The sequence below is a fragment of the Mesorhizobium sp. BR1-1-3 genome, assembly GCF_020165455.1.
Taxonomy (GTDB): domain Bacteria; phylum Pseudomonadota; class Alphaproteobacteria; order Rhizobiales; family Rhizobiaceae; genus Mesorhizobium; species Mesorhizobium ciceri.
Window position 1 is genome coordinate 405,823 of record NZ_JAIUIC010000003.1, and the last position, 24,256, is coordinate 430,078.

At 57.1% G+C, this 24,256-nt stretch carries 30 protein-coding genes and 1 tRNA gene; 30 read left to right on the forward strand and 1 reads right to left on the reverse strand.

What is annotated here, in order from left to right; all coding sequences use genetic code 11:
- Window positions 1-134: 134 nt before the first annotated feature.
- Window positions 135-356, reverse strand: coding sequence for a hypothetical protein (locus LB559_RS09150; RefSeq protein WP_224673840.1), 222 nt, complete (start codon window positions 354-356; stop codon window positions 135-137).
- 73 nt (window positions 357-429) lie between these two features.
- Here LB559_RS09150 and LB559_RS09155 point away from each other — a divergent pair, with 73 nt between their 5' ends.
- The 30 genes from LB559_RS09155 (at window position 430) to LB559_RS09295 (ending at window position 24,168) form a co-directional block, all read left to right on the forward strand.
- Window positions 430-2,487 carry an AAA family ATPase gene (locus LB559_RS09155; RefSeq protein WP_224673841.1) on the forward strand — a complete coding sequence of 686 codons (2,058 nt, stop codon included), beginning with the start codon at window positions 430-432 and terminating at the stop codon, window positions 2,485-2,487.
- A gap of 319 nt (window positions 2,488-2,806) precedes the next feature.
- Window positions 2,807-3,481, forward strand: a complete 675-nt coding sequence (dnaQ, locus tag LB559_RS09160) for a DNA polymerase III subunit epsilon (protein ID WP_224673842.1) — start codon at window positions 2,807-2,809, stop codon at window positions 3,479-3,481.
- Window positions 3,482-3,527: 46 nt separating this feature from the next.
- The gene (locus LB559_RS09165; RefSeq protein ID WP_224673843.1) at window positions 3,528-3,707 is read left to right on the forward strand and encodes a hypothetical protein; all 180 of its coding nucleotides are present in this window, start codon (window positions 3,528-3,530) and stop codon (window positions 3,705-3,707) included.
- 70 nt (window positions 3,708-3,777) lie between these two features.
- A complete protein-coding gene (locus tag LB559_RS09170) occupies window positions 3,778-4,080 on the forward strand; it encodes a hypothetical protein (RefSeq protein WP_224673844.1) in 303 nt (100 codons plus the stop codon).
- A complete protein-coding gene (locus LB559_RS32855; RefSeq protein ID WP_263499001.1) occupies window positions 4,080-4,214 on the forward strand; it encodes a hypothetical protein in 135 nt (44 codons plus the stop codon). The genes LB559_RS09170 and LB559_RS32855 overlap by 1 nt, the downstream gene beginning before the upstream one ends.
- Window positions 4,211-4,423, forward strand: coding sequence for a helix-turn-helix domain-containing protein (locus tag LB559_RS09175; RefSeq protein ID WP_224673845.1), 213 nt, complete (start codon window positions 4,211-4,213; stop codon window positions 4,421-4,423). Before LB559_RS32855 ends, LB559_RS09175 begins: the two co-directional genes overlap by 4 nt.
- Window positions 4,420-4,899 (forward strand): VRR-NUC domain-containing protein, encoded by a 480-nt coding sequence (locus tag LB559_RS09180; protein ID WP_224673846.1) that lies wholly within the window; start codon window positions 4,420-4,422, stop codon window positions 4,897-4,899. The genes LB559_RS09175 and LB559_RS09180 overlap by 4 nt, the downstream gene beginning before the upstream one ends.
- A 42-nt stretch (window positions 4,900-4,941) precedes the next feature.
- Complete coding sequence (locus LB559_RS09185) at window positions 4,942-5,835, forward strand: hypothetical protein (RefSeq protein WP_224673847.1); 894 nt, start codon at window positions 4,942-4,944, stop codon at window positions 5,833-5,835.
- A gap of 198 nt (window positions 5,836-6,033) precedes the next feature.
- Window positions 6,034-6,525: an HNH endonuclease gene (locus LB559_RS09190; RefSeq protein WP_224673848.1), complete on the forward strand. Its 492-nt coding sequence runs from the start codon at window positions 6,034-6,036 to the stop codon at window positions 6,523-6,525.
- A 331-nt stretch (window positions 6,526-6,856) separates the two neighbouring features.
- A tRNA-Thr gene (locus tag LB559_RS09195) sits at window positions 6,857-6,932 on the forward strand.
- Between the two features lie 165 nt (window positions 6,933-7,097).
- The gene (locus LB559_RS09200; protein WP_224673849.1) at window positions 7,098-7,367 is read left to right on the forward strand and encodes a DUF2158 domain-containing protein; all 270 of its coding nucleotides are present in this window, start codon (window positions 7,098-7,100) and stop codon (window positions 7,365-7,367) included.
- A gap of 586 nt (window positions 7,368-7,953) precedes the next feature.
- The gene (locus LB559_RS09205) at window positions 7,954-8,376 is read left to right on the forward strand and encodes a hypothetical protein (protein WP_224673850.1); all 423 of its coding nucleotides are present in this window, start codon (window positions 7,954-7,956) and stop codon (window positions 8,374-8,376) included.
- Window positions 8,321-10,219: a terminase large subunit gene (locus LB559_RS09210; protein WP_224673851.1), complete on the forward strand. Its 1,899-nt coding sequence runs from the start codon at window positions 8,321-8,323 to the stop codon at window positions 10,217-10,219. Before LB559_RS09205 ends, LB559_RS09210 begins: the two co-directional genes overlap by 56 nt.
- Window positions 10,219-11,526 carry a phage portal protein gene (locus LB559_RS09215; RefSeq protein ID WP_224673852.1) on the forward strand — a complete coding sequence of 436 codons (1,308 nt, stop codon included), beginning with the start codon at window positions 10,219-10,221 and terminating at the stop codon, window positions 11,524-11,526. Before LB559_RS09210 ends, LB559_RS09215 begins: the two co-directional genes overlap by 1 nt.
- Window positions 11,523-12,155, forward strand: a complete 633-nt coding sequence (locus LB559_RS09220; protein ID WP_224673853.1) for an HK97 family phage prohead protease — start codon at window positions 11,523-11,525, stop codon at window positions 12,153-12,155. The genes LB559_RS09215 and LB559_RS09220 overlap by 4 nt, the downstream gene beginning before the upstream one ends.
- A 93-nt stretch (window positions 12,156-12,248) precedes the next feature.
- Window positions 12,249-13,523 (forward strand): phage major capsid protein, encoded by a 1,275-nt coding sequence (locus tag LB559_RS09225; protein ID WP_224673854.1) that lies wholly within the window; start codon window positions 12,249-12,251, stop codon window positions 13,521-13,523.
- Window positions 13,524-13,568: 45 nt separating this feature from the next.
- Window positions 13,569-13,799 (forward strand): hypothetical protein, encoded by a 231-nt coding sequence (locus LB559_RS09230; RefSeq protein ID WP_224673855.1) that lies wholly within the window; start codon window positions 13,569-13,571, stop codon window positions 13,797-13,799.
- Complete coding sequence (locus LB559_RS09235; RefSeq protein WP_224673856.1) at window positions 13,762-14,292, forward strand: head-tail connector protein; 531 nt, start codon at window positions 13,762-13,764, stop codon at window positions 14,290-14,292. The genes LB559_RS09230 and LB559_RS09235 overlap by 38 nt, the downstream gene beginning before the upstream one ends.
- A gap of 26 nt (window positions 14,293-14,318) precedes the next feature.
- Window positions 14,319-14,708, forward strand: coding sequence for a hypothetical protein (locus LB559_RS09240; protein ID WP_224673857.1), 390 nt, complete (start codon window positions 14,319-14,321; stop codon window positions 14,706-14,708).
- Between the two features lie 23 nt (window positions 14,709-14,731).
- Window positions 14,732-15,145, forward strand: coding sequence for a hypothetical protein (locus tag LB559_RS09245; protein ID WP_224673858.1), 414 nt, complete (start codon window positions 14,732-14,734; stop codon window positions 15,143-15,145).
- 3 nt (window positions 15,146-15,148) lie between these two features.
- Window positions 15,149-15,490 (forward strand): head-tail adaptor protein, encoded by a 342-nt coding sequence (locus LB559_RS09250; protein WP_224673859.1) that lies wholly within the window; start codon window positions 15,149-15,151, stop codon window positions 15,488-15,490.
- Entirely contained in the window at window positions 15,490-15,912 is a 423-nt protein-coding gene (locus LB559_RS09255) for an HK97-gp10 family putative phage morphogenesis protein (protein WP_224673860.1), read from the forward strand. The genes LB559_RS09250 and LB559_RS09255 overlap by 1 nt, the downstream gene beginning before the upstream one ends.
- A gap of 7 nt (window positions 15,913-15,919) precedes the next feature.
- A complete protein-coding gene (locus LB559_RS09260; protein ID WP_224673861.1) occupies window positions 15,920-16,330 on the forward strand; it encodes a DUF3168 domain-containing protein in 411 nt (136 codons plus the stop codon).
- A 272-nt stretch (window positions 16,331-16,602) separates the two neighbouring features.
- The gene (locus LB559_RS09265; protein WP_224673862.1) at window positions 16,603-17,046 is read left to right on the forward strand and encodes a phage tail tube protein; all 444 of its coding nucleotides are present in this window, start codon (window positions 16,603-16,605) and stop codon (window positions 17,044-17,046) included.
- 1 nt (window position 17,047) lies between these two features.
- Complete coding sequence (locus tag LB559_RS09270; RefSeq protein ID WP_224673863.1) at window positions 17,048-17,413, forward strand: gene transfer agent family protein; 366 nt, start codon at window positions 17,048-17,050, stop codon at window positions 17,411-17,413.
- A gap of 445 nt (window positions 17,414-17,858) precedes the next feature.
- Window positions 17,859-20,312 (forward strand): phage tail length tape measure family protein, encoded by a 2,454-nt coding sequence (locus LB559_RS09275; RefSeq protein ID WP_224673864.1) that lies wholly within the window; start codon window positions 17,859-17,861, stop codon window positions 20,310-20,312.
- A gap of 12 nt (window positions 20,313-20,324) precedes the next feature.
- Complete coding sequence (locus tag LB559_RS09280) at window positions 20,325-21,005, forward strand: hypothetical protein (protein WP_224673865.1); 681 nt, start codon at window positions 20,325-20,327, stop codon at window positions 21,003-21,005.
- Window positions 21,002-21,595, forward strand: a complete 594-nt coding sequence (locus LB559_RS09285) for a hypothetical protein (RefSeq protein WP_224673866.1) — start codon at window positions 21,002-21,004, stop codon at window positions 21,593-21,595. The genes LB559_RS09280 and LB559_RS09285 overlap by 4 nt, the downstream gene beginning before the upstream one ends.
- Window positions 21,596-21,617: 22 nt before the next feature.
- Window positions 21,618-22,025, forward strand: coding sequence for a DUF6950 family protein (locus LB559_RS09290; protein WP_224673867.1), 408 nt, complete (start codon window positions 21,618-21,620; stop codon window positions 22,023-22,025).
- Between the two features lie 67 nt (window positions 22,026-22,092).
- The gene (locus LB559_RS09295) at window positions 22,093-24,168 is read left to right on the forward strand and encodes a fibronectin type III domain-containing protein (protein ID WP_224673868.1); all 2,076 of its coding nucleotides are present in this window, start codon (window positions 22,093-22,095) and stop codon (window positions 24,166-24,168) included.
- Window positions 24,169-24,256: the final 88 nt, after the last annotated feature.

Here is a 24,256-nt window from a genome sequence, read left to right on the forward strand (position 1 = left end):
CCAATCGGGAATCGCACGGTCGCCAGCCTTCCAGCGGCGTACCGTGCGCGGGTCTACGCCAGCCTTCTTCGCCATGTCGGTCTGCCAATTGGCACCGAACAGGGCGAAGGCGCGTGTTTCTAGTTGGGAAGGCGTCACAGACCCAAGATCTCAACAGAAACAACGCGAACCGTCTTGCCCGTAGCGCGTTCAATAAGATCACGACCAATTTTGCGACGCTCGCCAATAGCCCAATTCTCAGCCTGACCCATCATCTCCGTGTCGTGGGTATAGGTCTTGCCACACTCGTAAAGCGTGACAACGCGAAACTTCTTCGGTGCGGCTAAGCGGGCTGCAATCAGGTCCATGGCGTTCATAACGTCTCTCCTTCTGTTATTTAGAGTCTAGGACCATTGGTCCGCATAGTCAACAGCTAATTCTGGAATTATGATGACCCCACTTGAAACCGCACGCTGGTACACAAGCCACGGCATTCCCGTATTTCCATGCCACGAATCCGAAGCGGAGGAAGTCGATCCTGCAACCGGCGAAATCATCACCAAGCCAGAGAAATCTCCATACACGACAAACGGCCTGAAGGGCGCCACGCGGTCTAGCCGCATCGTGGATATCTTCTTCGGCGAGAAGTACCCGTCCGCGGCGATCGGCGTTCCGACTGGCGATCCACTGTCCGCATGGGTTCTCGACCTTGATACGCACGACGGCAACGACGGCCATGTGTGGCTTGCCGCCATGGAGAAGAAGCACGGCGCGTTACCAGACACGGCACGCGCTGCCACAGCCAATGGCGGCACACACATCTTCTTCAGCCATGTCGACGGCGTGCGCAATCGTGCGGCCATAGCGCCTGGCGTCGATACCAGGGGAGACGGGGGCTATGTCTTGGCGCCAGGCAGCGCCATGGCGGACGGACGCGCCTACAAGTGGCTCAATCATGACGGCCACGGTCTGCCGGCCTTTGCAGAGGCTCCGCAGTGGCTTCTTGACATGGTCGTCAATAAGCACGCCGAGCCGGAGGCACCCCGAACCGAATACGTCTATCGTCCAGTTGAAGAAATCAACGAGCGTTACATCGGCCGCGCCATTGAAGACGAATGCGCCAAGGTTGCTTCGGCTGCCGTCGGTAATCGCGGTCAGCAACTTTACTCGAGCGCGTGTGCGTTGGGCGAGCTTGTTGCCGCCAACGCGCTAAGCCGTGGCGCCGCAGAAGACGAATTGTACCGCGCGGCAGAGTCCAGCGGTGTCGTCAAAAAGGATGGGCCGAAGTCGACGCGTGACCGCATTAAGCGCGGCCTAGACAAGACGGCCAACAGTCCGCGGCAGATACCGCAGCGCGAAATGGCTCCGTCATCGGATCCGACGGACATGGTTGCGGCTCACGATGCCAAGAAGGCGGCGCCAAAAGCGGCACCCGCCGCAGAACCAACCGCCACCACACCCAAGAAAAAAGAACGCTTCGAAAAGACGTGGTTTGACGAGATCGAGGAGGGCGCACCGAAGGAAACGCTCATCAAGGGCATGCTTGGCGTGGGCGAGTACACCACTATTAGCGGGCTGCCTGGCACAGGCAAGAGTGTCATTGTAACCGACCTTGCCTGCCATGTGGCAGCAGGTATGGATTGGCATGGGCGCAAGCTCAAAAAGCGCGGATTGGTGATCTATGTGGCCGCCGAGCGCAAGAAGCTCACAGAGCGGCGCATGATGGCCTTTCGCAAGCACCACGGCGTCAAAGACGTGCCGCTGCTTGTGGTGGGCGGACGGCTGGATTTCACGCGCAATCTAGATGACGCAAAAGCATTGATAGCGCTCATCAAGGAGGCCGAGACCGAAACAGACTTGCCTTGCGTGTGGGTTATCATCGACACGCTCACGCGCGTCTTTGGTGCCGGCGACCAGAACGCGTCTAAGGACATGACAAGGTTCGTCCAGTCCTGCGACGAGATACTGATTGCCACACAGGCGCACGTTTCGGCCATCCACCACAGCGCGTGGTCTGGTGAGAGAGGTAAGGGCGCGATCGACTTGGATGGCGCTGTAGACGCCAGCTACATGGTGAAGAAAGAGCATGGGCGTTACAAGTTGGTGTGCGACGGCACCAATGACGGCGACGAGGGCGACATCCTGGCATTCAAGATGGAGTCGGTGGAGTTAAGCGTGGATGCCGATGGCGAGCCAACCAATGCGCCCGTGGTGGTTAAGATAGACGAAGCCGCAGTTGGCGACATGGTTGAGGCCAAAACGCATAACGACCGAGCCATGATAATCCTGCGTGAAATGCAGGAGGACGGAACGGTATCGCCAGGCGGAAAGGGCTTCCCGCAAGAAGGCAACATGGTCACAGAGGAGGCGTGGAGACAAGCCTTCTACGATACCATGGGCGACGCCACACAGCCGACAAAGCAGGCGACATTTGCTCGCGTTAAAAAGTCGTTGCTGAAGTACAAGAAAATTGGCGAGCAAGGGCAGTGGGCTTGGTCTCTAAAATAGGTCAGCATTGCTGACCATACATCCGCCCATACACCCATACATACAATATCACAGGTTGCGCTTGACTGCCCATACAACATCAGAAGTTGCATAAGGTCAAAAATGCCCAGAAAATCGAAGGGATGTATGGGCGTGTATGGGTGTGTCTGGGTTGATGTATGGGCAAAAACATCAACTAAATCAACAACTAAACAACTATCCCATACACGCCCATACACCGCAATTATGATTTTTCTTACTTGAGCATCCCACCCCATACATACACCCCCTTCTTTAGAAGGGGTGTTGTGTATGGGTGCTTGTCTGGGCAGGACTGAAGATGAAAGAACCAACCCGCCAAATCGTCATCGACACCGAAACCACTGGCGTCGACATCCTGCGCGATCGGGTGGCAGAGATTGGCGCCGTCGAGCTTATCGACCTTCGCCCAACGGGCCGCACGTTCCACACCTACGTAAATCCTGGTGTGCCGATGCCTGCGGACGCTACTGCGGTGCATGGGCATACCGACGCCATGTTGGCGGGCTGCCCAAAGTTCGCAGCAGTGGCGCCAGCGCTTGTGGACTTCATCGGCGATGCTCCGCTGGTAGCACACAACGCCAGCTTTGACGTTGGCATCATCAACGCCGAACTCGAGCGCCACGGCATGCCTGCCTTGGCTAGCCGCGTCATAGACACGCTTGCCATGGCACGCGCAAAGCATCCTGGCTCGCCGGCAAGCCTTGACGCGCTGTGCCGCCGCTACGGCATCTCCACCGCGGCCCGCGCAAAGCACGGTGCGCTTATCGACGCGCAATTGCTGGCCGAAGTGTACGTTGAGCTTGTGGGGCGGCAAGGCGGGCTGGATTTGGCCGTTGTGGCCGCGACGGTGGCCGTGGGCGAGTTGCCGACACGCCTACCGCTGCCCTGTAGGCTGACGGAGGCGGAACTGGCGGCGCATGCTGTGATGATTGCTGATATGCCGAAAAATAAATGGCTAAGCCTGTTGACTTAGTAAGCTGAATGGCTTATGTATAGGTCATCAACAAGGAGACGCCGACATGACCTTCCTGAACAAGCCGCTCCCGACCAAGTCAAACGGCAAGCCGAACACCAACAAGGATTACGAAGTACAGGGGTGGAACGCGGCGAGTTTCGGCGTCAAGGCTGAGGACTGTCCCTACTACGCAACCTCAACCGCCGAAAAATACTGGCTCAAGGGCCACCGCTCCGTAAACTAAATTCGATAAGCCGCTTGACTTAGTAAGCCGTATCGCTTAGATTGTGATTATCGAAACGGGAGATACGGAAATGGCAAACAGGTGCAACAAATGCGGCGGCGCTGGCTACATCCAGAAATTTAGCGGCGTCGAGAACGGCACCTGCTTTAAGTGCGAGGGAACGGGCTTTACGCTTACCGCGGCCGAGCGTGCCGAAATCCACCGCCAGCGCACTCTGAAGCACGATGCTCGCATGGCTCGCCAGCAGGGCGTTTCCGTCGAGACCTTCCGTGCTTATGTAGGCGCCGGCCCCGTGCCGAAGCATCCAAACGGTTGCAGTTATTCAATTCAGGAGTTTGAGGCATGGTTGAGCGAAACGAAGGAGGCGGCCTAATGGCCACCCCTACAACCGACGAGGTGTTAGCTCGTCTCGAAATCCTTTGGCGAAAGCTGGAGGATGATGGCTGGTATGTTAAAGCCAATACCGTCGCGCTGGCGATCGATGAGATCAAGCGGCTGCGCAAATGACCAACCACGAATTCCGCGCCATACGGCAAAGGCTGGGCCTCACGCAGGCTCAGCTTGCAGCCGTTCTAGGCTACGGCTTGCCGCTAACGGTAAGCACCATGGAGCGCACCACCAACCCTCGCCCAATACCAGAACTGCTTGCGCGTCTCATGCGCGCTTATGACGAGGGCTACAGGCCGCCCGATTGGCCGCACAAGGACCACCAATGACCCGCACCCAACAGACCGTCCGCATAAACGGTAAGCGCACTATCCTGACCACACAGAACGGCAAGGTGACTGCCAAGCCGGCACTGCCGGAGGAGTGGGAACTACAGGCGGCCCAATGCCGCGCCCTGCGTGCTATGCCGGAGTACGGTAAGGTATTCCTGTTCGCAGGCGACCAGAACAGCGCCAAGCGCGGGCCTAGAGCGCAGGCACAGGCTACGGCTGCCGGCATGACGCCAGGCGAGGCCGACATGCGCTGCTACGGCACTGGCGGGCAATTGCTGATGTGGGAGAACAAAGTTGGCAATGGTCGCCTATCTCCCGCCCAAGTCGCCAGGCATGCGGCGCTAGCGCGCTTGGGGCACAATGTCGTTGTGTTGCGCGCGGTGACCGAAGACGATGCAGCAGCGCAAGCCGTTGGCCTGGTGCGCGGTTGGCTGGCCGCTAACGACAACAGGACTGGAGTCATTGCGGCCTGAACAATACATAGTGGGTGGAATGCTTTCGCTAAGGGGAACAGAATGGCACGCCATGCAGACTTTGCCGACCAGCTGCTTGCCTGGCGCAATAAACCTGAAGGCCCTATCGAACCGGTAAAGACCAACTGGACCGTTGTTCCTGCAAACGACAACGCCGAACCGGAAGAGATTGTGGACTACGGCTTTGAGAGGCATCTTCGGATAACGCCCTCGGTCGAGGAGATTATGCGGCATGTGGCGACAGGGCCAGAGGCGCGCAACGAAGATGGTGCAGTCGTGGCCATAGGCAGACTACGCTTTAGCGACGGCAACCAGACAGAGAAGGCATACTGCTATGGCCCGGAAGGCAAGTTAATCCAGTATGACGCACCCATGCCGCTTGGCGCTATGCTTGGCACACGAGATAAGCCCGACGGACAACTTGGTGGCGCGGGATTCAAGCTATCCGACGTAGAGCGCAGCAACAATGGTTTGGCGGCTCTGCTGGATACCGATTATCCAATCTACGTTAAAGGAACGACACGCAAGAATGGTCCTGGCTATTCACGCAATGAAAGCGTTGAGATCCTTGCTGCGGCATATGCGAACACGCCAGTTTTGCCCACCGTCAAACATTACCCGCCAGGACTGCCGTGCGGGTCGACAAGGCCATACGAGGCATTCGTCGGCATAGCCAAGGGCAAGAAGGGCGAAAGCGGTGCGATCGCGTGGGAGGACGTGGCCTCATCCATGGTGAGTCGTGAGATTTGGGACGCTACGCTTAGATTTTTGGCTGACGAGGATATCGCAACGCTCGACACGGCAATGACCGCTAAGAACATGCGCGAGATCGGTGAGGCGCATGGCTTCGTAGGCAAGAGAGCGGAGCGTATGGGCAAGCAGATACTATCTGCCGCGAACGACAATCTGGCTGAAGCAAGGGCAATATCCGCTTGAGCGTCCCTTTTTGCAGAGTTGTTCGGAGTATGGTGAAGGGTGTTGCATGTAGTGCAAACGCCCCACACCTTCCGTGCGCTATGCGACGGACCCGGTTCCATATGGCGGTACAGCTACTTACTAGTTTCGCAGCAGGGCGCCACCTCTGAGTCCGGGTAACTATCTTGTTTCATGAAGGAGGAAAGCATGAGACGAGCGATGACAACGCAGCAAAGGCTAAAAGAGCTTTTCCTGTACGATCCACTGACTGGTGTTTTCACTCGCCGAGTCAGAACAGCCAATAGCGTCTACGTAGGTGACGTTGCCGGAACGACCACGGGAGATGGCTACACGCAGATTAAAGTCGATGGCGTCGACTATCTCGCCCATCGACTTGCAGTACTATATATGACCGGCGATTGGCCAGACGAAGACGTAGACCATGAGGATTTAGATAAATCCAATAATGTGTGGCTAAACCTACGTCCAGCCAATCAATCGCTGAACAATGCTAACAAGCCGCTTCAGAGCAACAATAAAACTGGCTTCAAGGGCGTTAGCCTTCACAACGGCGGCCCTAAATACAGGGCTGATGTGAAGATAGAAGGCAAGAAAAAGTATCTAGGCTGCTTCGACACGGCGGATGAGGCGCACGTAGTTTACATGCTTGCTGCCAACGATCTTTATGGATCATACGCCAGATCGGCGTAGACCCCATCAAGCTGGCGCTGTCCTCCTCCAGCGACGCTTGATTGCCCGCTCCTGCTGTTTGCCTTTCGGGGCGTGGCAGTGAGCGGGCTGCTAATCCATGCTGGGCTCTTGGGACCAGTGTTGCGGCCCACGCAAGTGGCGTCCGTTGGTGCTAACGCCTATTGGACGCAATAGGTATTGCACCAGAAATTCAGCGGTCGACGTATGGGCAACGCCTCGCGCCGATAACCAAGATCCGTAATCGGGCGCCGTTCTCTTCTTCAATGCCCGTCATGGCATCGACGTGCACACGCAGCCTTATCAACTGCGCCAGTGTGCGCGTCATTTATCAGCCCGTGTAGCTCAGATGGTAGAGCGCTTGCCTTGTAAGCAAGATGTCCGGAGTTCGACTCTTCGCTAGGGCGCCAATTCTTAGTGCATGTTCACCAAAGGATTCCCCAATGTTCAACCTCATTATTCTAGCCGCCATTGCTGGCGCAGCCTGGTACTTCTGGCCGCAGATCGTGGCTTTCATGAAGACTAAAGACAGAGAGTAGCCTTTTCGTAGTGCATGCAACAGAGGAGAGATGAGCATGGACGGATCACCTTGGTATATGGGCATCGACCTTGGCGCCCAAGAAGATAGCCGTAAGCCTTCCGACTACTTTGCTGAGGCTATTACGGAAGACGCCTTCGATGTAGGCGATATTGTAACGCTGCTTACGGGCAGCCCGCTTATGACTGTGATTGGTGTATGTGATTGCGGCTCTGTTGAGATCGCATTCTATGACGACCATCGTGGGCTTGTTATTGAGTCCTTCCCTGAAGAGACGCTTGTGCATTGGGATGGCGAGGATGCGTAATCCTGGCAGCGGTACTGAGTGCATCGAGGGTTGGGGTGGCCTTACGGTGCGTGACGGGATAGGCGACATCATCTAGGTATGCCCTACGACCCTAAGCGACCATGGCGCCACCTCTACGGCACGGCACGGTGGCAGCGCTTACGCGCATACCAGCTATCGACGCAGCCTCTGTGCCAATGGTGCTTAGAGCAGGAGATAGTAGAGCCTGCCACTGAGGTCCACCATGCGGTCGCCCACAAGGGCGACCTAGAACTGTTCTGGTCAGGTCCATTCATCAGCACATGCAAGCCATGCCACTCGAGCCGAGGGCAGATGGAAGACCACGGCAAGACGGTGGTTCGCTTCGGTGCGGACGGATGGCCTCTGTGACCACTACATCTAGTGCGATGTTACCGAATGACGTCGAATGCTCTAGGGGTAGGGGGTGGGTCGATCCCTAAGTGGTCGGCCGCCCTGTACCGCGCGTCCCTAAGCGTACGCATTTTTCCAATTCAGAAGTTGGGGTCTGGCGGGAGTTTTAAGTGACCGAATCGGCGCTGTGCGTCTTCGATCTGTCACCTCAAATACATTATTCGATTTCGCCTGAATGGGCAAGAGGTATTTCATGGCGCGGCCAAGAACGCCGAAGGCCAAGGCGAAAGTTACTGGTCAGGCAGCCGTAAGGCGCAAGAAGTTTGAAGCGCGTGAAGAGCCGGTTGTTTCCGATGGTGTTGGAGAGCCATTCGATTGGCTGGACGACTTCGCAAAGCGCGCATGGCGCGACATCGTCTCGGAGGTGCCTTGGCTTAATTCAAGTCACCGCGGCCACCTTGCGATCGCAGCCAGGATACGCGGTCGGATGATGGATCCGAAAGACGTCGATGTGGGCGTGCAGGCGCTCAACCTTCTCAGGCAGTGTTACGGACAGATGGGCGCCACACCGGCCGACGCCAGCAAGGCGGGAGCAAAGCCGAATGGCGACAACGAAGAAGATCCAGCCGCTAAGTATTTCACGCGCAGACCCGGTTGACGCTTATGCGCTTGATGTCTGCGAAGGGAAGATTGTAGCCGGCCCGCACGTGCGGAACGCATGCCGCAGGCATCTGAACGACCGAGCGCACGGACACGAGCGCGGGTTGATTTGGGACAGGGATGCAGCACTAGACGTCATCAACTTTTTCCCTGACGTACTCCGCCTGAACGGCGGGCAGTTCGAAGGCAAGCCGTTCAACCTGCATCCGTCTCAGAAGTTCAAGATTGGCTCCATCTTCGGTTGGAAGCGCACGGAGTCGGATGGCGCTGTGTTGCGTCGCTTTCGCCGCGCCTACATCGAAGAGGGAAAAGGCAACGGAAAGTCGCCGCTAGCGGCCGGCATCGGCCACTACTGCATGATTGCGGACGGTGAGGCTGCCGCCGAAATCTACGCAGCAGCTGCAACCAAGGACCAGGCGTTCGTTCTGTTCCGCGACGCGGTCGCCATGTATGAGCAGTCGCCCGCTCTGAAGTCTGCGCTGACGCCGTCTGGTGGCAATCCGATTTGGAATCTTTCGTTCCTGGCTGCGCGGTCGTTCTTTCGCCCGATATCGCGCGAAGGTGCGCACAGCGGGCCTAGGCCATACGTGGCGCTGGCCGACGAGATCCACGAGCATCCCGATGGCAAGGTCATCGAAATGCTCGAGCGTGGCTTCAAGTTTCGCCGCGCTCCGCTCCTGTTCATGATTACGAACTCGGGCAGCGACAGGACCACGATTTGCTGGGACGAACACCAGCACGCAGTCAAAGTTGCGGCCGGCACGGCAACGCCCGACGACGACTTTACCTATGTCGGCGAGGTGGTTGACGACAGCACGTTTAGCTACGTCTGTGCGCTCGACAAGGACGACGATCCTTTTACGGATCCGACTTGCTGGCAGAAGGCCAATCCGCTTTTTGGCGTGACGCTGAAGCACGATTACCTGGCAGGCGTTGTTGCGCAGGCGAAGGACATTCCTTCGAAGCGCAACGGCATTTTGCGTCTTCACTTCTGTGTGTGGACCGAAGCCGACACCTCATGGATACCGCGGCCACTCATCGAAAAGGTCATGGTCGACTTCGATCCATACGTGGACGGCGGCCCGATACTGGCTGCCGGTCTCGATTTGTCTGGTGCCAAGGATTTGACCGCCGCGGCTTTCGTTCGCGAGACGGGAACCAAGACAGTCACCAGGGCGGACGGCACGTCGGCCGAGTTGCCGACTTACGACGCGTGGATTGAGGCATGGACGCCTCGAGACACGATGGACGAGCGGTCGAAGGTCGACCACGTTCCGTATCGCTTGTGGGTGGATCAAGGGTATCTCAATGCACCTGATGGCGCTCGTATCCGATACGATCATGTTGCGGCACATTTTGCCCGCGTACATGCGGACCACGGCATTGGCGTGCTGGCTTTTGATAGGTACGTGTTCGACAAGTTCGAAGACGAACTCGACGCGTATGGTGTGGAACTCAACACCGTAGCGCACCCGCAGGGCGGGAAGAAACGGGCCAAGCCCGATCCGGACAAGGTTGAGGCCGCGAAGGCTGCCGGTGAAGAAGTCCCGTTGGGACTTTGGATGCCAGGTTCGGTGTCGGCGTTGGAAACGCTCATCTTGGAAGGTCGCATTCGTTTGCGGCGTTCTCCGGTGTTGATGTCGGCCATAATGGGTGCGGCGATCGAAACGGATCCGCTTATGGGCAACCAATGGCTGTCCAAACGCAAGTCGACCATCCGCATCGACCCGGCCGTGGCCTTGTGCATGGCGGTTGGAGCCGCCGTAGATGGGGCGCCGGAGCAGCCGACTAAATCGCCGTGGGATGATCCAGAATTTTCTCTTGTTAAGGAGGCGGCTTAATGTGGCCATTTAGCCGCGAAAACCGGGATAAAACGACAAAAATTGCCGCAGAAACGCGCGATTCTATTGAAAACCAGAACATTCCGGTAAGTACGGAAAACTTCCTAGCTTATTTCGGCATTCAGTCGTTAAACCTGCCTGCCGTTACGATCGATAGCGCCCTGGCGGTTCCATCTGTGTGGGCCGCGGTCGCGTTCCTGTCGCGCACGCTGGCATCACTGCCTCTCAATGCCTATCGCGACACGAAGGACGGGCCAAAGAAGCTTGGCGGCAAGCTACAGGCTGTCGTGCACGACGCTCCAAACCCAGAGCAGGGATCATTCAAGTTTCGGCAGTGGTTTTGGCAGCAAGTCTTTACCGGTGGCCGCGGGCTGGCATGGATTGAGCGGACGTCGCAAGGCGTCGACTCGCTGTGGCCTATGGATCCGACCAAGACGACGATCCAGCGGCGCGGCGGCAAGATTTTTTACCAGTTTAGCGACGCCACGCATACGATTAAGGAATATCCGGCCGGGGACGTCATCGACGTCCCGTTCATGCTTTGGCATGACGGCTTGCGGCACTACGGCCCGATCACAATGGGATCGAAGGCAATTCAACTTGCCTTGGCCATGAACGACTACGGCAGCAATTTCTTTGCTGGTGGCGGCGTGCCTCCGCTTGCGCTGACTGGCCCTCTGCCTGCCGGCCCAGATGCAATGAAGCGGGCGCAAGCCGATATCAAGCGGTCTGTGGACGCAGCGAAGAACGCAAACGAGGCGGTCTTCCCGATTCCACCAGGATACGAGTTAAAGCCGGTTGGCATCGATCCTGCCAAGGGGCAGATGATTGAGGCCAGGCGCTTTCAGGTCGAGGAAATCGCCCGCATATACCAGTTGCCGAAAGTCTTCTTGCAGGACTTGATTGGGGCGACCTTCAGCAACACCGAGCAGCAAAACCTGATGCTGGTGCAGCATCTGGTTGGCCAATGGGCTGAGGCTTTTGAGGACGAATTGAACCTCAAGATTTTCGGTCGCAGCAGCGGGGGCGGCAAGTACATCGAGCACAATCTTGATGGCCTGCTCCGCGGCGACTTCGTGACTCGTATGGCTGGCCTGGCGCAGGGTGTGCAGAACGGCTTGATTACGCCGAACGAAGGCCGCGCGCTGGACAACAGACCAGCCATGGAGAACGGCGACGTCTTGTATATCCAAGGAGCAACCGTGCCCCTTGGAACCAGCGCCGTCACGACGACGCCGCCTGCAAAGACGCCAGCAAAACCGGCGAACGACAACAACGCTACAAATGATGGGGCGGCTGCCGCATGACGAACAATATTGAGAAGCGCGGCGGCTTGCTAGGCGTAGAGGCGCGCGCTTCTGACGGCAAGCGCACGCTAGTAGGCTATGCCGCCGTGTGGAATTCAGACACGACCATCGGAGACTACTTCGTTGAGCGCATCGCTCCTGGCGCCTTCAGCAAGGCGATCGGTGGCGACATCCTCGCGCTCTATGATCACGACATGGGCCGCGTGCTTGGACGGACTAGGTCGAAGACGCTGCGTCTGGCCGAGGACGACAAGGGTTTGGCCGTCGAGATCGACGTGCCGGACACCTCTGATGGCAACGACCTTTGGACGCTTGTTGAGCGTGGTGATGTGTCGGGCATGTCATTCGCGTTTCGCGCAACGAAACAAGAGTGGGATGACACGCAGACTTTGCCGCATCGAACCATTCTGGAGGCCGAACTTTACGAGGTTACGGCCACGGCAAATCCGGCCTATCCGGACACTACTCTAGCCGCTCGCTCACTAGAGACGGCTCGCGGCGAGATTTATCAAGCTCGCAAGGACGCTGAAAAGCGCGTCGCCGACGCAGCAGCCGCCAAGCGCCGCATCGCTGAGCGCGAAGCACAGCAAGAGCAAAGAATTCGGGGCATCCGGCAGGACGCACCGTAGTCACCCGGCAAAGCCGGAGGGCCGGACGCAATGTCCTGCCATTTCAACCCCTACGGCTCGCACTTGCGGGCCTTTTTCATATGGAAAATTGAAATGACCCTTAAGGAACTGAATGAAAAGCGTGGCCGTCTTGTCACGCAGGCGCGCGAAGCTCTGGACGCCATCAAGGCCAACACTGACGAAGCCCGCGCCGGAGAGCTTGACGCTCGCCACGACGCAATTATGGCAGATTTCGATAAGATTGAGTCCGACATCGCCCGCGAACAGCGCATGGTTGCTGCCGAAGAGCGCATTAACCGCGCCGCTGAGGAAGAGCGCAAGGCTAGGCGCCCGACCGGCGAAGACACCGAGCAGCGCGGCCAGTCGGATGGCAACAAGACCGAATACCGCGAGGTGTTCCACAAGTTCCTCTCCAATGGCGCTACGCTTGATGCGCTGAATGAAGAGGAGCGCAAGGTTCTTCGCGCTGGTGTCGTTGCCGACATGGAAAAGCGTGTTCAGACTGGCGGCACGAACACCGCGGGCGGCTACACCGTTCCGGTCGAACTGCAGAACATGCTGGTCAAGGCCATGAAGGCTTGGGGTCCGATGTACGATGGCAACATCGTGAGCGAACTCAACACCTCTTCGGGCAATGCGCTGCCGATCCCGACCACTGACGACACCGGCAATACTGGCGTCGCCGGCACGGAAGGCACTGCGCTGACCGACGATGGTTCGGCTGATGCGACATTCGGCCAGAAGCAGCTCGAGGCTTACGACTTCAACACGAAGTTCGTGAAGTTCTCCTGGCAGCTGGCGCAGGATTCCATCTTCAACATGGAGTCGCTGCTTGCTGATCTGCTTGGCGAGCGCCTTGGCCGCCTGGCCAACGCCCAGCTTACCACTGGCACCGGCTCGTCCGCTCCGAATGGCATCGTTACCGCATCCTCGCTCGGCAAGACCGCAGCGTCGGCCACGGCGATCGCCTCGGACGAACTGATCGACCTCTTGCATTCAGTCGATCCGGCTTACCGCCAGTCACCGAAGGTTGCGTTCCAGTTCAACGACCTGACACTTGCTGCTATCCGCAAACTGAAGGACGGTCAGGGCAATTACCTTTGGCAGATGGGCGATATCACCAAAGGCCAGCCGGGTACGCTGCTTAGCTATCGCTATTACATTAACCAGGCCATGGCCAATATTGCCACAGGCAATAAGACCGTGCTCTTCGGTGATTTCGGCAAGTATTGGGTCCGCAAGGTTGGCGCTCCGGTGATCGGCGTGCTGCGCGAGCGCTTCTGGCCGGATCTCGGCATCGCCGGCTTGATCCGCTTCGACGGCGAACTGCTCGACACCAAGGCCGTGAAGTACCTCGCTCAGGCTTAATTCTGAAGGGGCGCTCGAAAGGGCGCCCCACATCTCGGAGGCGATATGAAGATCAAATTGCTTGTTAGTCTCGCCGGTGCTTTCGCTGCGTTCAACGTTGGCGACGAGTGCGAGTGGGACAATGAAGACGCCATTCGCCTTATCGAGGCTGGCTTTGCGGTTCCTTCCGCAGAAACAAAGATTGAGCGCGCGGTAGCGATGCCCGCCGCTGAAAAACGCGGCAAGCGGAGCGGTGACGATGTGGCTTCAGCCGACAGTAACGATAGCGGCAACTAGCGAACCGGTTTCGCTTGTAGAGGCCAAGAGGCAGGTCCGCGTCGACTTTGACGACGACGACCAAAATCTTACGGACCTGATAGCCACGGCGCGCAACCATGCCGAGAAATATTGTGGCGTATATCTGGCGCAGCAGACCGTTGCTGTACAGGCTGACGACTGGTGCGACTTGACGCATTTGCCTATCCGTCCTGCGCAGTCGATTGCGTCGCTGGCCTACGTTGATGCCGCAGGCGCAACGCAGACGCTAGCAACGACAGTATATGAACTGCGAGGAGACACAGTCGTCCTCAAGTACGGCCAAGTGTGGCCGTCGATACGGAAGGACTCGCTGATTACGCTAACCGCAGTGGTTGGCTTTGCAGAAGTCGAACCTGCCGTAAAGCATGCAATTTTGCTGCGCATTGCCGATCTCTATGAGACTCGTGAAAGCGCAGGTGAGGCGAATTGGACGTCGTTCGATTCGCTATTGAGCAATCATCGTTTTTACTAGCCGCGGCGAAGCCGCAAGGATAAACAATGCGCGATTCATACAACGACGTTGGGTTCGCCCAATCGTTCGCTCCGGCCGCTCGCACTGCGACCGCCAACGGCACTGGTGTTGACCTTCTTGGCTTCTCCGGCGCTGTTGCGGTCATTCATGCAGGTGCATGGACGGACGGCACACACACTTTTGATATTAAGGACTCCGACGACAACTCGACCTTTGCGACGGTTGCCGCAGGCTTCCTGCAGGGATCCAAGCCGGTTGTGAGTTCTTCCGGCACGGCGAGCAAGGTCTACAAGGTCGGCTATCTGGGCACCAAGCGTTACCTGCGCGTCGACGTCACTGTTGCCGGCGCGACGACTGGCGCCGTTTACGGCGCTTCGGTCATGCAGGGCCATGCCGCGACGAAGCCCGTAGCCTAAACCCAACACAACAGGAGGCCACATTGGCTGATTTGACGATTACGGCCGCCAACGTTGTGGCCGGTAATACAGCAACTATTGCACGGGGCATTGCCGCGGCCACTATTACCGCGGGCCAAATCCTTTATCTGGATCCTACATCTGGCAAATACGGCCTGGCCGACACCGATTCGGCCACTGCGGCGGTTCGCACGGTTGCCGGCGTTGCGCTGCATGCCGCCTCTGCAAACCAGCCCATTGCCCTTGTTACGGCTGGCCCTGTTACGATTGGTGCCGCCATCCTGGCTGGTGTCTTCTATTACGCGTCAGGAACCGCTGGCGGAATTTGCCCTGTAGCAGATGTCGCGGCCGGTGATTATCCAAGCGTGATCGGCTACGGCCTCAGCACGACAGTGCTTCAGGTCAAGATTGACAATTCTGGCGTCGTCCTGGCGTAACCCATGGAGGGCGCCGGCAAACTAGATCGGCGCTACCGCTTCTTTCGGCGCGTCGAACAAGATGACGGGCATGGCAACACCGTTGCTGAATTCGTTTTCCAATTTGAGATGGCGGGAAACCGCAAATATCTGCGCGGCGGTGAGAGCGTTATGGCTTCCCGCCTCACAGCGAAGACGCCTGCCATTCTAACCATCCGAAACTGCATCAACGCTCGCTTGGTACAGCCTGAGTGGCAGGTCGAAGACGCACGCACAGGCGAGACTTTCCAAGTCAAGGAAAGCCCGCAGGAAAGCGACAGTCGCGGCTACGTCGAGATGCTGGTGATGTCGGGAGTGGCTGCCTGATGGCCGTTACTGGCGTTGCTGCGATGAAAGCCAAGCTCATGCGCATGCCGGCTGTCGTTGAAAGCCGCGCTCGAGACGCCATGGAAAAGGGCGCAGACGAAATCGTTGCGATGATGAAGCGCCTCGTTCCTGTGGAGTTCGGCGACCTTCGAGACAGTATCGGCTGGAATTGGGACACCAACCCAGCCGGAACAAAAATCCTCGGCACGGCCAGATCGCGCGTAGAAGGCAGCCTGCGGCTGGTCATTTACGCTGGCGATGACAAGGCGTTTTACGCCAGAATGCAGGAATTCGGCACGCAGAAGATGGCGGCCAATCCGTATTTCTTTGTTTCGTACCGAACACTAAAGAGTCGCGCCAAAAGGCGCGTCGTTGTTGCATCGCGTACGGCGCTAAAGGAACTAGCCGCATCCGGCAGTTAGGACAAACATGGCCAGTCCATCAACCGAACTGCAGGGACTGCTGTACTCAACGCTTAAAGCCGACCTTGGCGTCATGGCTCTCGTAGATGGCGTATACGACAATGTGCCTACGACTGCATTCGGGACCAAGAAAGCATACATCTCATTCGGCCCACATGATGTTGTTGACGATGGCGCGGACTGTATCGAGTCAGGAGAGCACACATTTCAGTTGGACTGCTGGAGCAGGGCGGTTGGACAGGTGGCGTGCAAGGACATTGTGGACGCGGTAAAGGTTGCCCTACATGAGCGCGAATTGACACTCACAAACAATGCCCTGGTCGAGATTCGTGTCATCATGCGACGCGTATTCCGCGATCCTGATGGACTGACAAGTCATGGTGTTGTGATGGTGCAGGCTATTGTGGAGGAAGCATGATGGCATGGATGATAGCCTTCCGAGAATGCAACTGGCATAGACCGAATTCGCGATTTAGCTTTAACGCTCACGCCTCGCCAGTTCCACAAGAGAGACCGCACGACTTTGTCGATTACTGTGTTGAGCAAGGGCTGGCAGAGCGCTACCCGTCACCAACTAAGGCAGAGGCTGAGGCGATAAGGCCGAAGCGGAAGCGAATATAGACAGAACAACTTATATCCAACCTTGTAGCCGCCTTTTGGGCGGCTTTTTATTGCCCGAAAGGCTACAAAATGGCTTATGCCTCGACTGGTACGTTTTCTAAAATGGTTGTTGAAGTCGAGTGGGTTGCCGCATCCGGCATCTATTCGAAGTGGTGTGGTCTGACGTCGCGCGGCATTGATCGCACGTCCAACATGCAGACCACAGAGGTTCCGGAATGCGATTCGGAAGACCTGCCGAGCCAGGTTGAGCGCAGCGTTCAGAGCCAGGAAGTTAAAATCTCCGGATCTGGCGTGTGGTCTGTTGAGGCTCACGGCAACGCAATGGATTGGTGGTATTCTGGTCAGACCAAGAGCATTCGCGTCACCCACATGAATGCCGCAGTTGGCGACACTAAGTACGAAACCGGCAACGCATATCTGGTGCAACTCTCGAATTCGGTTGAGAAAGGCCAGAAGATCCAGGCACAGATTTCGATTGAATTCGACGGTCTGCCGACCCGCACGGACGCTTAATATGAGGAGTGCTGAGGAGGTTGTGTGGCCGGGGGGAATTCACCAATTTAGGTTGGCGATTGGCGAACTTCGGGCGATCGAACAGAAGTGCGATGCAGGTTGCTTCGTTGTGATGATGCGCCTGCTTTCGAGCCAGTGTAAAATCGATGACGTTCTGGCGCCAATCCGTCTAGGATTGATTGGTGGCGGCATGCTAGAGAAGGATGCGCAGCGGCTAGTTGATAGCGTCCTGGCCGAGACGGCAAGCCCGTACACTCTGACCGTAACCGCGGCCGAAATCCTTCGTCGCTTCCTTATGTGGGACGGGGAGGACCAATCTTCCGCGGGGGAACAGAAAGCGGGGGCGGAAACGCCCGACCCTCGCTAAAAAACAACAAAACACGCTGGTCTACCTACTATGGTAGTGGCGCGGTGTTGGGATACACCCCGCGCGAGGTTGACGAGTGCACGCTGTGGGAGTTCAACGCATGCGTTGCTGGCTACACAGAAGTGCACAAGTCTGGCGAGGATGCCCCACCGCCCATGGATGACGCTGAATTGGCCGAGTTCGGAATTGAGGGCTTTTAATTACCAGGCATCGCGGAGATTGTTGCTAGCCGTAACCTCCTCCGCGATGCGCTTTGGTTGGCTGGTGCGATCATCAAGGGTAACTATGAGGTTGCGCACGCTCGTAGCGACGGCTTTACGCTCGGCGTGTTGGTCATACAGGTGGGCACCCGAGACCAAGATAACCGCTGCGCATACCGAACAGAACAGAGCCTTATACATCTCGACGTCCTTGATTGTGGCGACGCTTATACAGGATATTTGCGATGGCTGCAACGGCAGAAGATTTGGCGCGGCTTGTCGTTTCGATTGAGTTAAGCCAGGCCAAAGTCGAAAAGCAGGCGGCTGCTATTGCAAAGAGCGCCGAGCGCGCTGCAAACAACATTGACGGTAATTTCGCTCGCGCAAATGCCAACGTTGGTAAATCGTTTGAGCGCAGTGCAAAGACCGCAACCGTATCTGTAGGTCAGACAAAGGCGGCCGTCACCAACCTGACTTTCCAGCTTAACGACATTGCTCAAGGGCTAATGAGCGGCACGTCGCCATTCACTATTATGGCACAACAGGGCAGCCAGGTCTCTCAGGCGCTTAGCAGCGCGGGTGGCGGCGCGCTCGGTGCCGTACGTGCGCTTGGCGGTGCTTTTGCTGGCATGGTCAATCCTGTTTCGCTTGCAACGTTTGCCATCATTGGTTTGGGCGGCGCGGCGGTACAGTATTTCGTACAAATGCTGTCCGATAGCGCGGACTCCGAAAAGACTCTTAAGGAGCAGGCGGAACTTATCGGCAAGGTTGCCGACAAGTGGGGAGACGCACTCCCTGCACTTAAGGCATACAATGACGAAAAGAAGAAGCTTCAGGACAAGCAAGACCTTGAGGGTGCAACCGAGGCCGCGGTAAGCGGTGAGTATGCCGATCTCCGTAAGATCATAAAAGACATCAACGTTGATCTTGTAGAACTGATATCTAAACTTCAGGCAGCGGGGACGTCGGACGGCGACGTCGTAAAGCTTCAGCAGGCATTTGGCATCCTGTTTGAGGACGTCAAAAAGGGCGACGCCTCAGTTGAGCATCTTCGGAATGTGCAGGCCGGCCTAACCGAACTTTACAACAATTCGCATATCCCAGCTGCCAAGGAAATGGCTGACGCCATTGGCCGTATGGCCGATGAGTTTGAGCGAGCCGCCGCGGCCGGTCAGAAGTTGCGTGCCGATACGGCAATTCAGGACTTCTTCTCGCGTTCCTCCCTTGGCGGCTTGACGCCACTTACGAGTGATGGTGGGAACTTCCTCAATCCACAGCAGCAACAGGACTACACCGCAGGCCACACTAAGTCGCAGTTCGAACTCGAATTGGACAAGGCCGGCGGCGCCATTGAAAGCTTCGTTGACAGGGTTGTAAAAGCCGAGAGCGGCGGCAATAGCAACGCCAAAAATCCCAACTCTAGCGCTACTGGCGCAGGCCAGTTCATCGCATCGACGTGGCTAGACCTGTTCAAGCGGTATTTTCCCGATCGCGCAGAGGGTATGACTCGTGGCGCTATCCTGGCGCTCCGCTCTGACGCTAATGTCAGTCGTTCTCTGATTGAGGCATACGCCAAAGAGAATGCTGCAGTCCTGCAGTCGGCCGGCGTCCATGTCGATGAAGCCGCGCTTCAGTTGGCGCACTTCCTTGGCGCTGGTGACGCTGCCAAGGTGCTGTCTGCGGCAAGTGGCACGCCGTTGGCGGGGCTGATTTCAGCCGCGTCGATCAGGGCCAATCCAACCATCTTGGGCGGTGGAGCCACAGTCAATGATGCCATCTCGTACGCCAACAATCGTGCAAGCGGTAGCGGCAGTTCAGGCGGAAAATCGAAGAAGTCGCCGGATGACATTTTTGCCGGCAACATGCAGCAAATACAGGCTCGTATTGCCCTTCTAAATGCCGAGTATGAAGCGCAGTCTAAGCTTAATCCCGCGATCAACGATTATGGTTTTGCTGTTGAGAAGGCTCGCATAAAGCAGCAACTTCTGAATGACGCTGCGAAGGCTGGCGTTAAGATAACACCGGAGCTTGCGGCGCAGATCGACGCCCTCGCTGGGAATTATGCAAAGGCGTCTGCTGCCGGCGACCAGCTCAGGGCCAGCCAGGAACAACTGTCGCAGAAGCTTCAAGAATCCTCCGCCTTTGGTAAGGATGTATTGGGCGGCTTTATCCAAGACATGAAGGACGGAAAGTCTGCCACGGAAGCCTTGGCTGGTGCGCTCAACAAGGTCGCAGACAAGCTACTGGATATTGGCCTTAATGCGCTCTTTGATGGCATTGGTGGGCAGGCGGGAGGTGGAGGTGGTCTCCTTGGTGGCCTATTCAGTTTCCTGTTCGCAAAAGGCGGTGTGGCCGCACACGGCAAGCCGGTGCCTCTTAAGCGGTTCGCTGGGGGCGGGACGTCCAATACGGCTGCCATCTTTGGCGAGGCTGGACCCGAAGCCGCCGTTCCACTGCCGGACGGTCGGCGTATTCCCGTAGATTTGCGCGGGCCAACCGTTCCCAACGGCGCCAAAGGCTCCACCGACGTCGTCCGCGTTGTCTTGCAAGACGACAGCGGCAGGATGTCGGAGATTGCTGATAGCCGCATTCAGACCCACAGCGGAACCATTGTGCAGGTGGCAGTTGAGAAGAGCCAGAAGGCCACCAAGGCTAACATGCCGGGTTATCTGGCCAATGCCCAGAGCAGGCAGCTTTAACGGAGAGACGAGATGACTATCCGTTGGCCGTGCGAAGTGCTCCGTCCGCAGAACGTCTCATTTGATCTTGACAGCCGGTCCCTAGCGGGACCGGCGTCCGTGTCGGGCGCTACTCAGGTGGTTTCGTCGGATGCTGGAATTTGGAAGGCGACGTTCGGCTCCGTGATAGTCAAGTCGCGCCAAGCCGTGCTGGTGCATAGGGCGTTGGCGGCCCTATTGGAAGGACGTCTCGGAAGCATCCTGGTGCCTTTGTGCCGCGCCTACGGACCTAGTTCTGGCGCGGTGTTGTCCGCCGACCAGCAAGCGTTATTCGCGCAAGTGCCGCACAGCGACGATGCGTTCTTTGATGATGACACCGGCTATGTCGGCTCGCTGACCGATGTTGTGCTGGCTGCAGACGCGGCATTGCGCGCGACGACGCTTACCGTGACGGTGAACTATGCCGCGGACGATATCCAACCAGGTATGCACTTTAGCCTTGGTGAAAGGCTCTATCGTATACGGACGTTCGATGCAGATACCGGTGTCATGACGATAAGGCCGCCATTGCGTGAGGCTGTTACGGCTGGCGAGCATTTGGATTTTGATGATCCGGTTTGCCGCATGCGACTAGCTAACGACGACGGGCTTGATTTGGAGTTGGCGCTAAGGCGCTTCGGGTCTCCATCGATTTCGTTCGTGGAGGACGTATGAGTGACTTCTTCACGGCAGAGCAATTGGAATTGCTTACCGCAAGCCGAGTCTATGTTTCGCTTCTGGTGAAATTCGATTGGGCTTCCGGCCCACAATACGCGTGGAATGGAAATACCAATCTTGTCACCGGAGGAAACACATTCCTACCCATGCACGGTATGGGCAACATTGAGGGGCTTGGGCTGTCCGGTAGTGGCGCTAGCGATAGCGTCACCATATCAGTGGCCGGCTTGCCGGACCAAGCGCTAGATTTTCTCGCCAAGGCGCTGGAAGACACACCGCTCATCGACCAGCAGTTGGTCACTGTTTATCTGCAACTTTTTGACGACTCTTGGCAAACCGTAGGCAATCCAATTCCGATTTTCTGGGGCTTTGCGCAACCTCCGAAGGTGTCCAGATCCGAGATGCAGGGGACGGAAGGCGCGGTACAGTCCATTTCAATTGTGGCTGAGAACGCTTTCTTTAACCGCAGCAGACCACCATACGGTCGTAATACAGACCGCGATCAACAGGCGCGCTCGCCAGGCGATAAGTTCTTCGGATTTGTGTCTTCAATCTTGATGAAGACCGTCACGTATCCCGATTATTAACCAATAAAATCACAGGTTAGCGATGACCGAAGCCGAGCGGCTAGAAGCCGTGCGCGAGTACATCGCGTGCGAGATGACGCGCCCATACGAAAAAGGCGTAACGGACTGCGGCGGGACGATAGATCGCTGGGTGCTTAGGGCGTCCGGAGTGTCGCCTGTAACGGCTTTCGGCAAGCAATTGCGCAACGCCACCGATGCAGCCGAATGGCTGGAGGTACCGCAGATGTTTGCGGTCCTGGTCAATCGGGCAGCTAGAGCCGGAGGCTTCAAAAAGACAGCCAAGCCAGTACCAGGCGATATCGGCCTCATCATCAATGAGAAGGGCGTCCTGGCACCTGCCATCCATGCTGGTGACTACTGGTTTACGCGCCATGAGACTGGCGCGCTTGCTGTGCCCATAGAACAGTTCTGGAAAGCGTGGTCGGTATGACCATTAGGGGTGGCGCGGTATGAGAACTAGTTACATATCGAACACGTTTCCCCGCAAGGGGCCACCAGTGCGTGGCCTTGAGAGCCTTGTCCTCCTGGCCGTTGTGTCGGCTGGGGTCAGTGGTGCGACCGCAATTGCGGTTACGGTCGGGGCAATTGTCGGTGCCATTCAAATTGGCGTTGCGATTGGCCTGTCTTACCTAGCAAGTTCGATCTTTCGACCCGACCCACCAAAGCCGCAAGACGTCCAGACATCCGTAAAAAACCCGGTTGCGCCTCGAGTTCGCCACTACGGGCGAGTAAAGGCGTCCGGCCCATGGGCGTTTGTCGAGAGTAAAAACGGCGGACTTCACAAGGTCATAGCGCTGGGAACGGGCGAGCTTGACGCCATTGAGGAGCTTTGGGTTGACGACAATCTAGTTACCACCAATGGTGGTGGCTATGTTCAGGAGCTTCCGTGGAACCAGGGAGGCGGCGACTACAATCTTAGGATTCAAAGCCGCCGCGGGATAGCCACCGAAACACACTATACCGATTTAGGTTCAGCATTTCCCGAATGGGACACGTCGCATCGCGGCGATGGCGTTTCGAGCCTTTATGCGTATCAGGATCCGGTCTCGTCAGATAGCTTGACGGACATGTTTCCGAACATCCTGAACACGCTATATCGGGTTGTCGCGCGCGGATCAAAAGTCTACAATCCGTCCACTGCGACCACCATTTGGTCCGACAACGCTGCCGATATCATGCATGACTACATTACCCATGCGGATGGCATGCGCCTCCCGGCCAGCATCATCAATACGCCCATTGCCAATGCAGGCTGGCTGACTGCGCACAACAAGTGCGCGGAGGCGGTTGCGCTAAAAGCCGGTGGGACGGAAAACCGATACCGGCTTTGGGGGTCATACCAACTCGACGAGCGCCCCGCCGACGTCTTAGCTCGCATGAATGCAGCATGTGATGGGCGGCTAGTTCCAACATCTGATGGCGGGCTGACGCTTGATATTGGGACTTGGGAAGAGCCGACCGTTACGCTAGATGCAGACGCGATTACGGGCTTCTCCGAGGTGTCTCGCGGGCGGGATGTACTAACTACCGCTAACATCATTCGTGCCACCTACACGTCACCATTCCACGATTATCAGTCGACCGATGCCGATCAATGGATTGACGAAGACGACGTAGCGCTCCGCGGCGAGATAGCCAAGGACACAGCGTTCAATATGGCACCATCGCACGGCCAGGCGCGGCGCTTAATGAAACTCGAGGCTTACCGTGCCAATCCTTCTTGGGTTGGAATGTTCCAGTGCAATCTTCGCGCTATGGCGGTGTTCGGCAAGCGCTTTGTCCGGATTAGCTATCCGCTTTTCGGTATCAACGAAGTCTTCGAAATTCAAGACTTTCGCTTCAACATAGGTGAAGGCGGTATTCTGACCGGTGTGTCATTGCAGGTCCAGTCTATGCCTTCTGAGGCATACGATTGGGATGCGGCGAGCGAGGAAGGTACGGCACCAATTTCGGAAGAGACCGTGGTCGACAAAACCATACCGCTGCCTACCAACTTCGACTTTCTGGTGGACCGCATCACGGTTAGCGGAACGCAAGTTCCCTTTGGCGTCCTTACATTCGACTTGCCTCCTTCTGATGCTCTCACAATGCAGGGCCGATACAAGAAGTCGTCAGATACCGACTGGACAGTCGTGGCGATCAGCGATGACGCCACGACGGCAAACACGACTGCCCTTTCTGATGGCGTACTTTACGAGGCGCAGGTTCGCTTTGTGACCTTGACGGGTCGCGAAGGTGCATGGACCGCCAGCCAGACGATTACGCCTGTTGCTGACCCTACGGCTCCGGCGATTGTCACAGCGGTCAGCAAGACAGGCGCAGTTGGTCAAGTGACGATCAACTGGACGGCACCCAACAGTGCTAACTATGTTGCCGCAAACATCCGACGCAACACGGTCAATACAGAAGGCACTGCGGTGCTAGTGCGTACCGAGTTTGGTCCACCTTCGACGGCTGACAGTTATGTCGATAGCGCGCTTGCTGCGGGCACTTATTACTACTGGATCAAGGCGCGCAATGGTTCTGCTGTGGAATCTGCAAGCGTGGCTACCGGGTCGGTGGTTGTGACTTAAGCGGGCCGCGGCTGAACGTGAGGCGGAAGAATACCGCTGACCTTTAGGGTTGAAACAGGACTGGCCTGTCCACTCCACTAATTTTTTA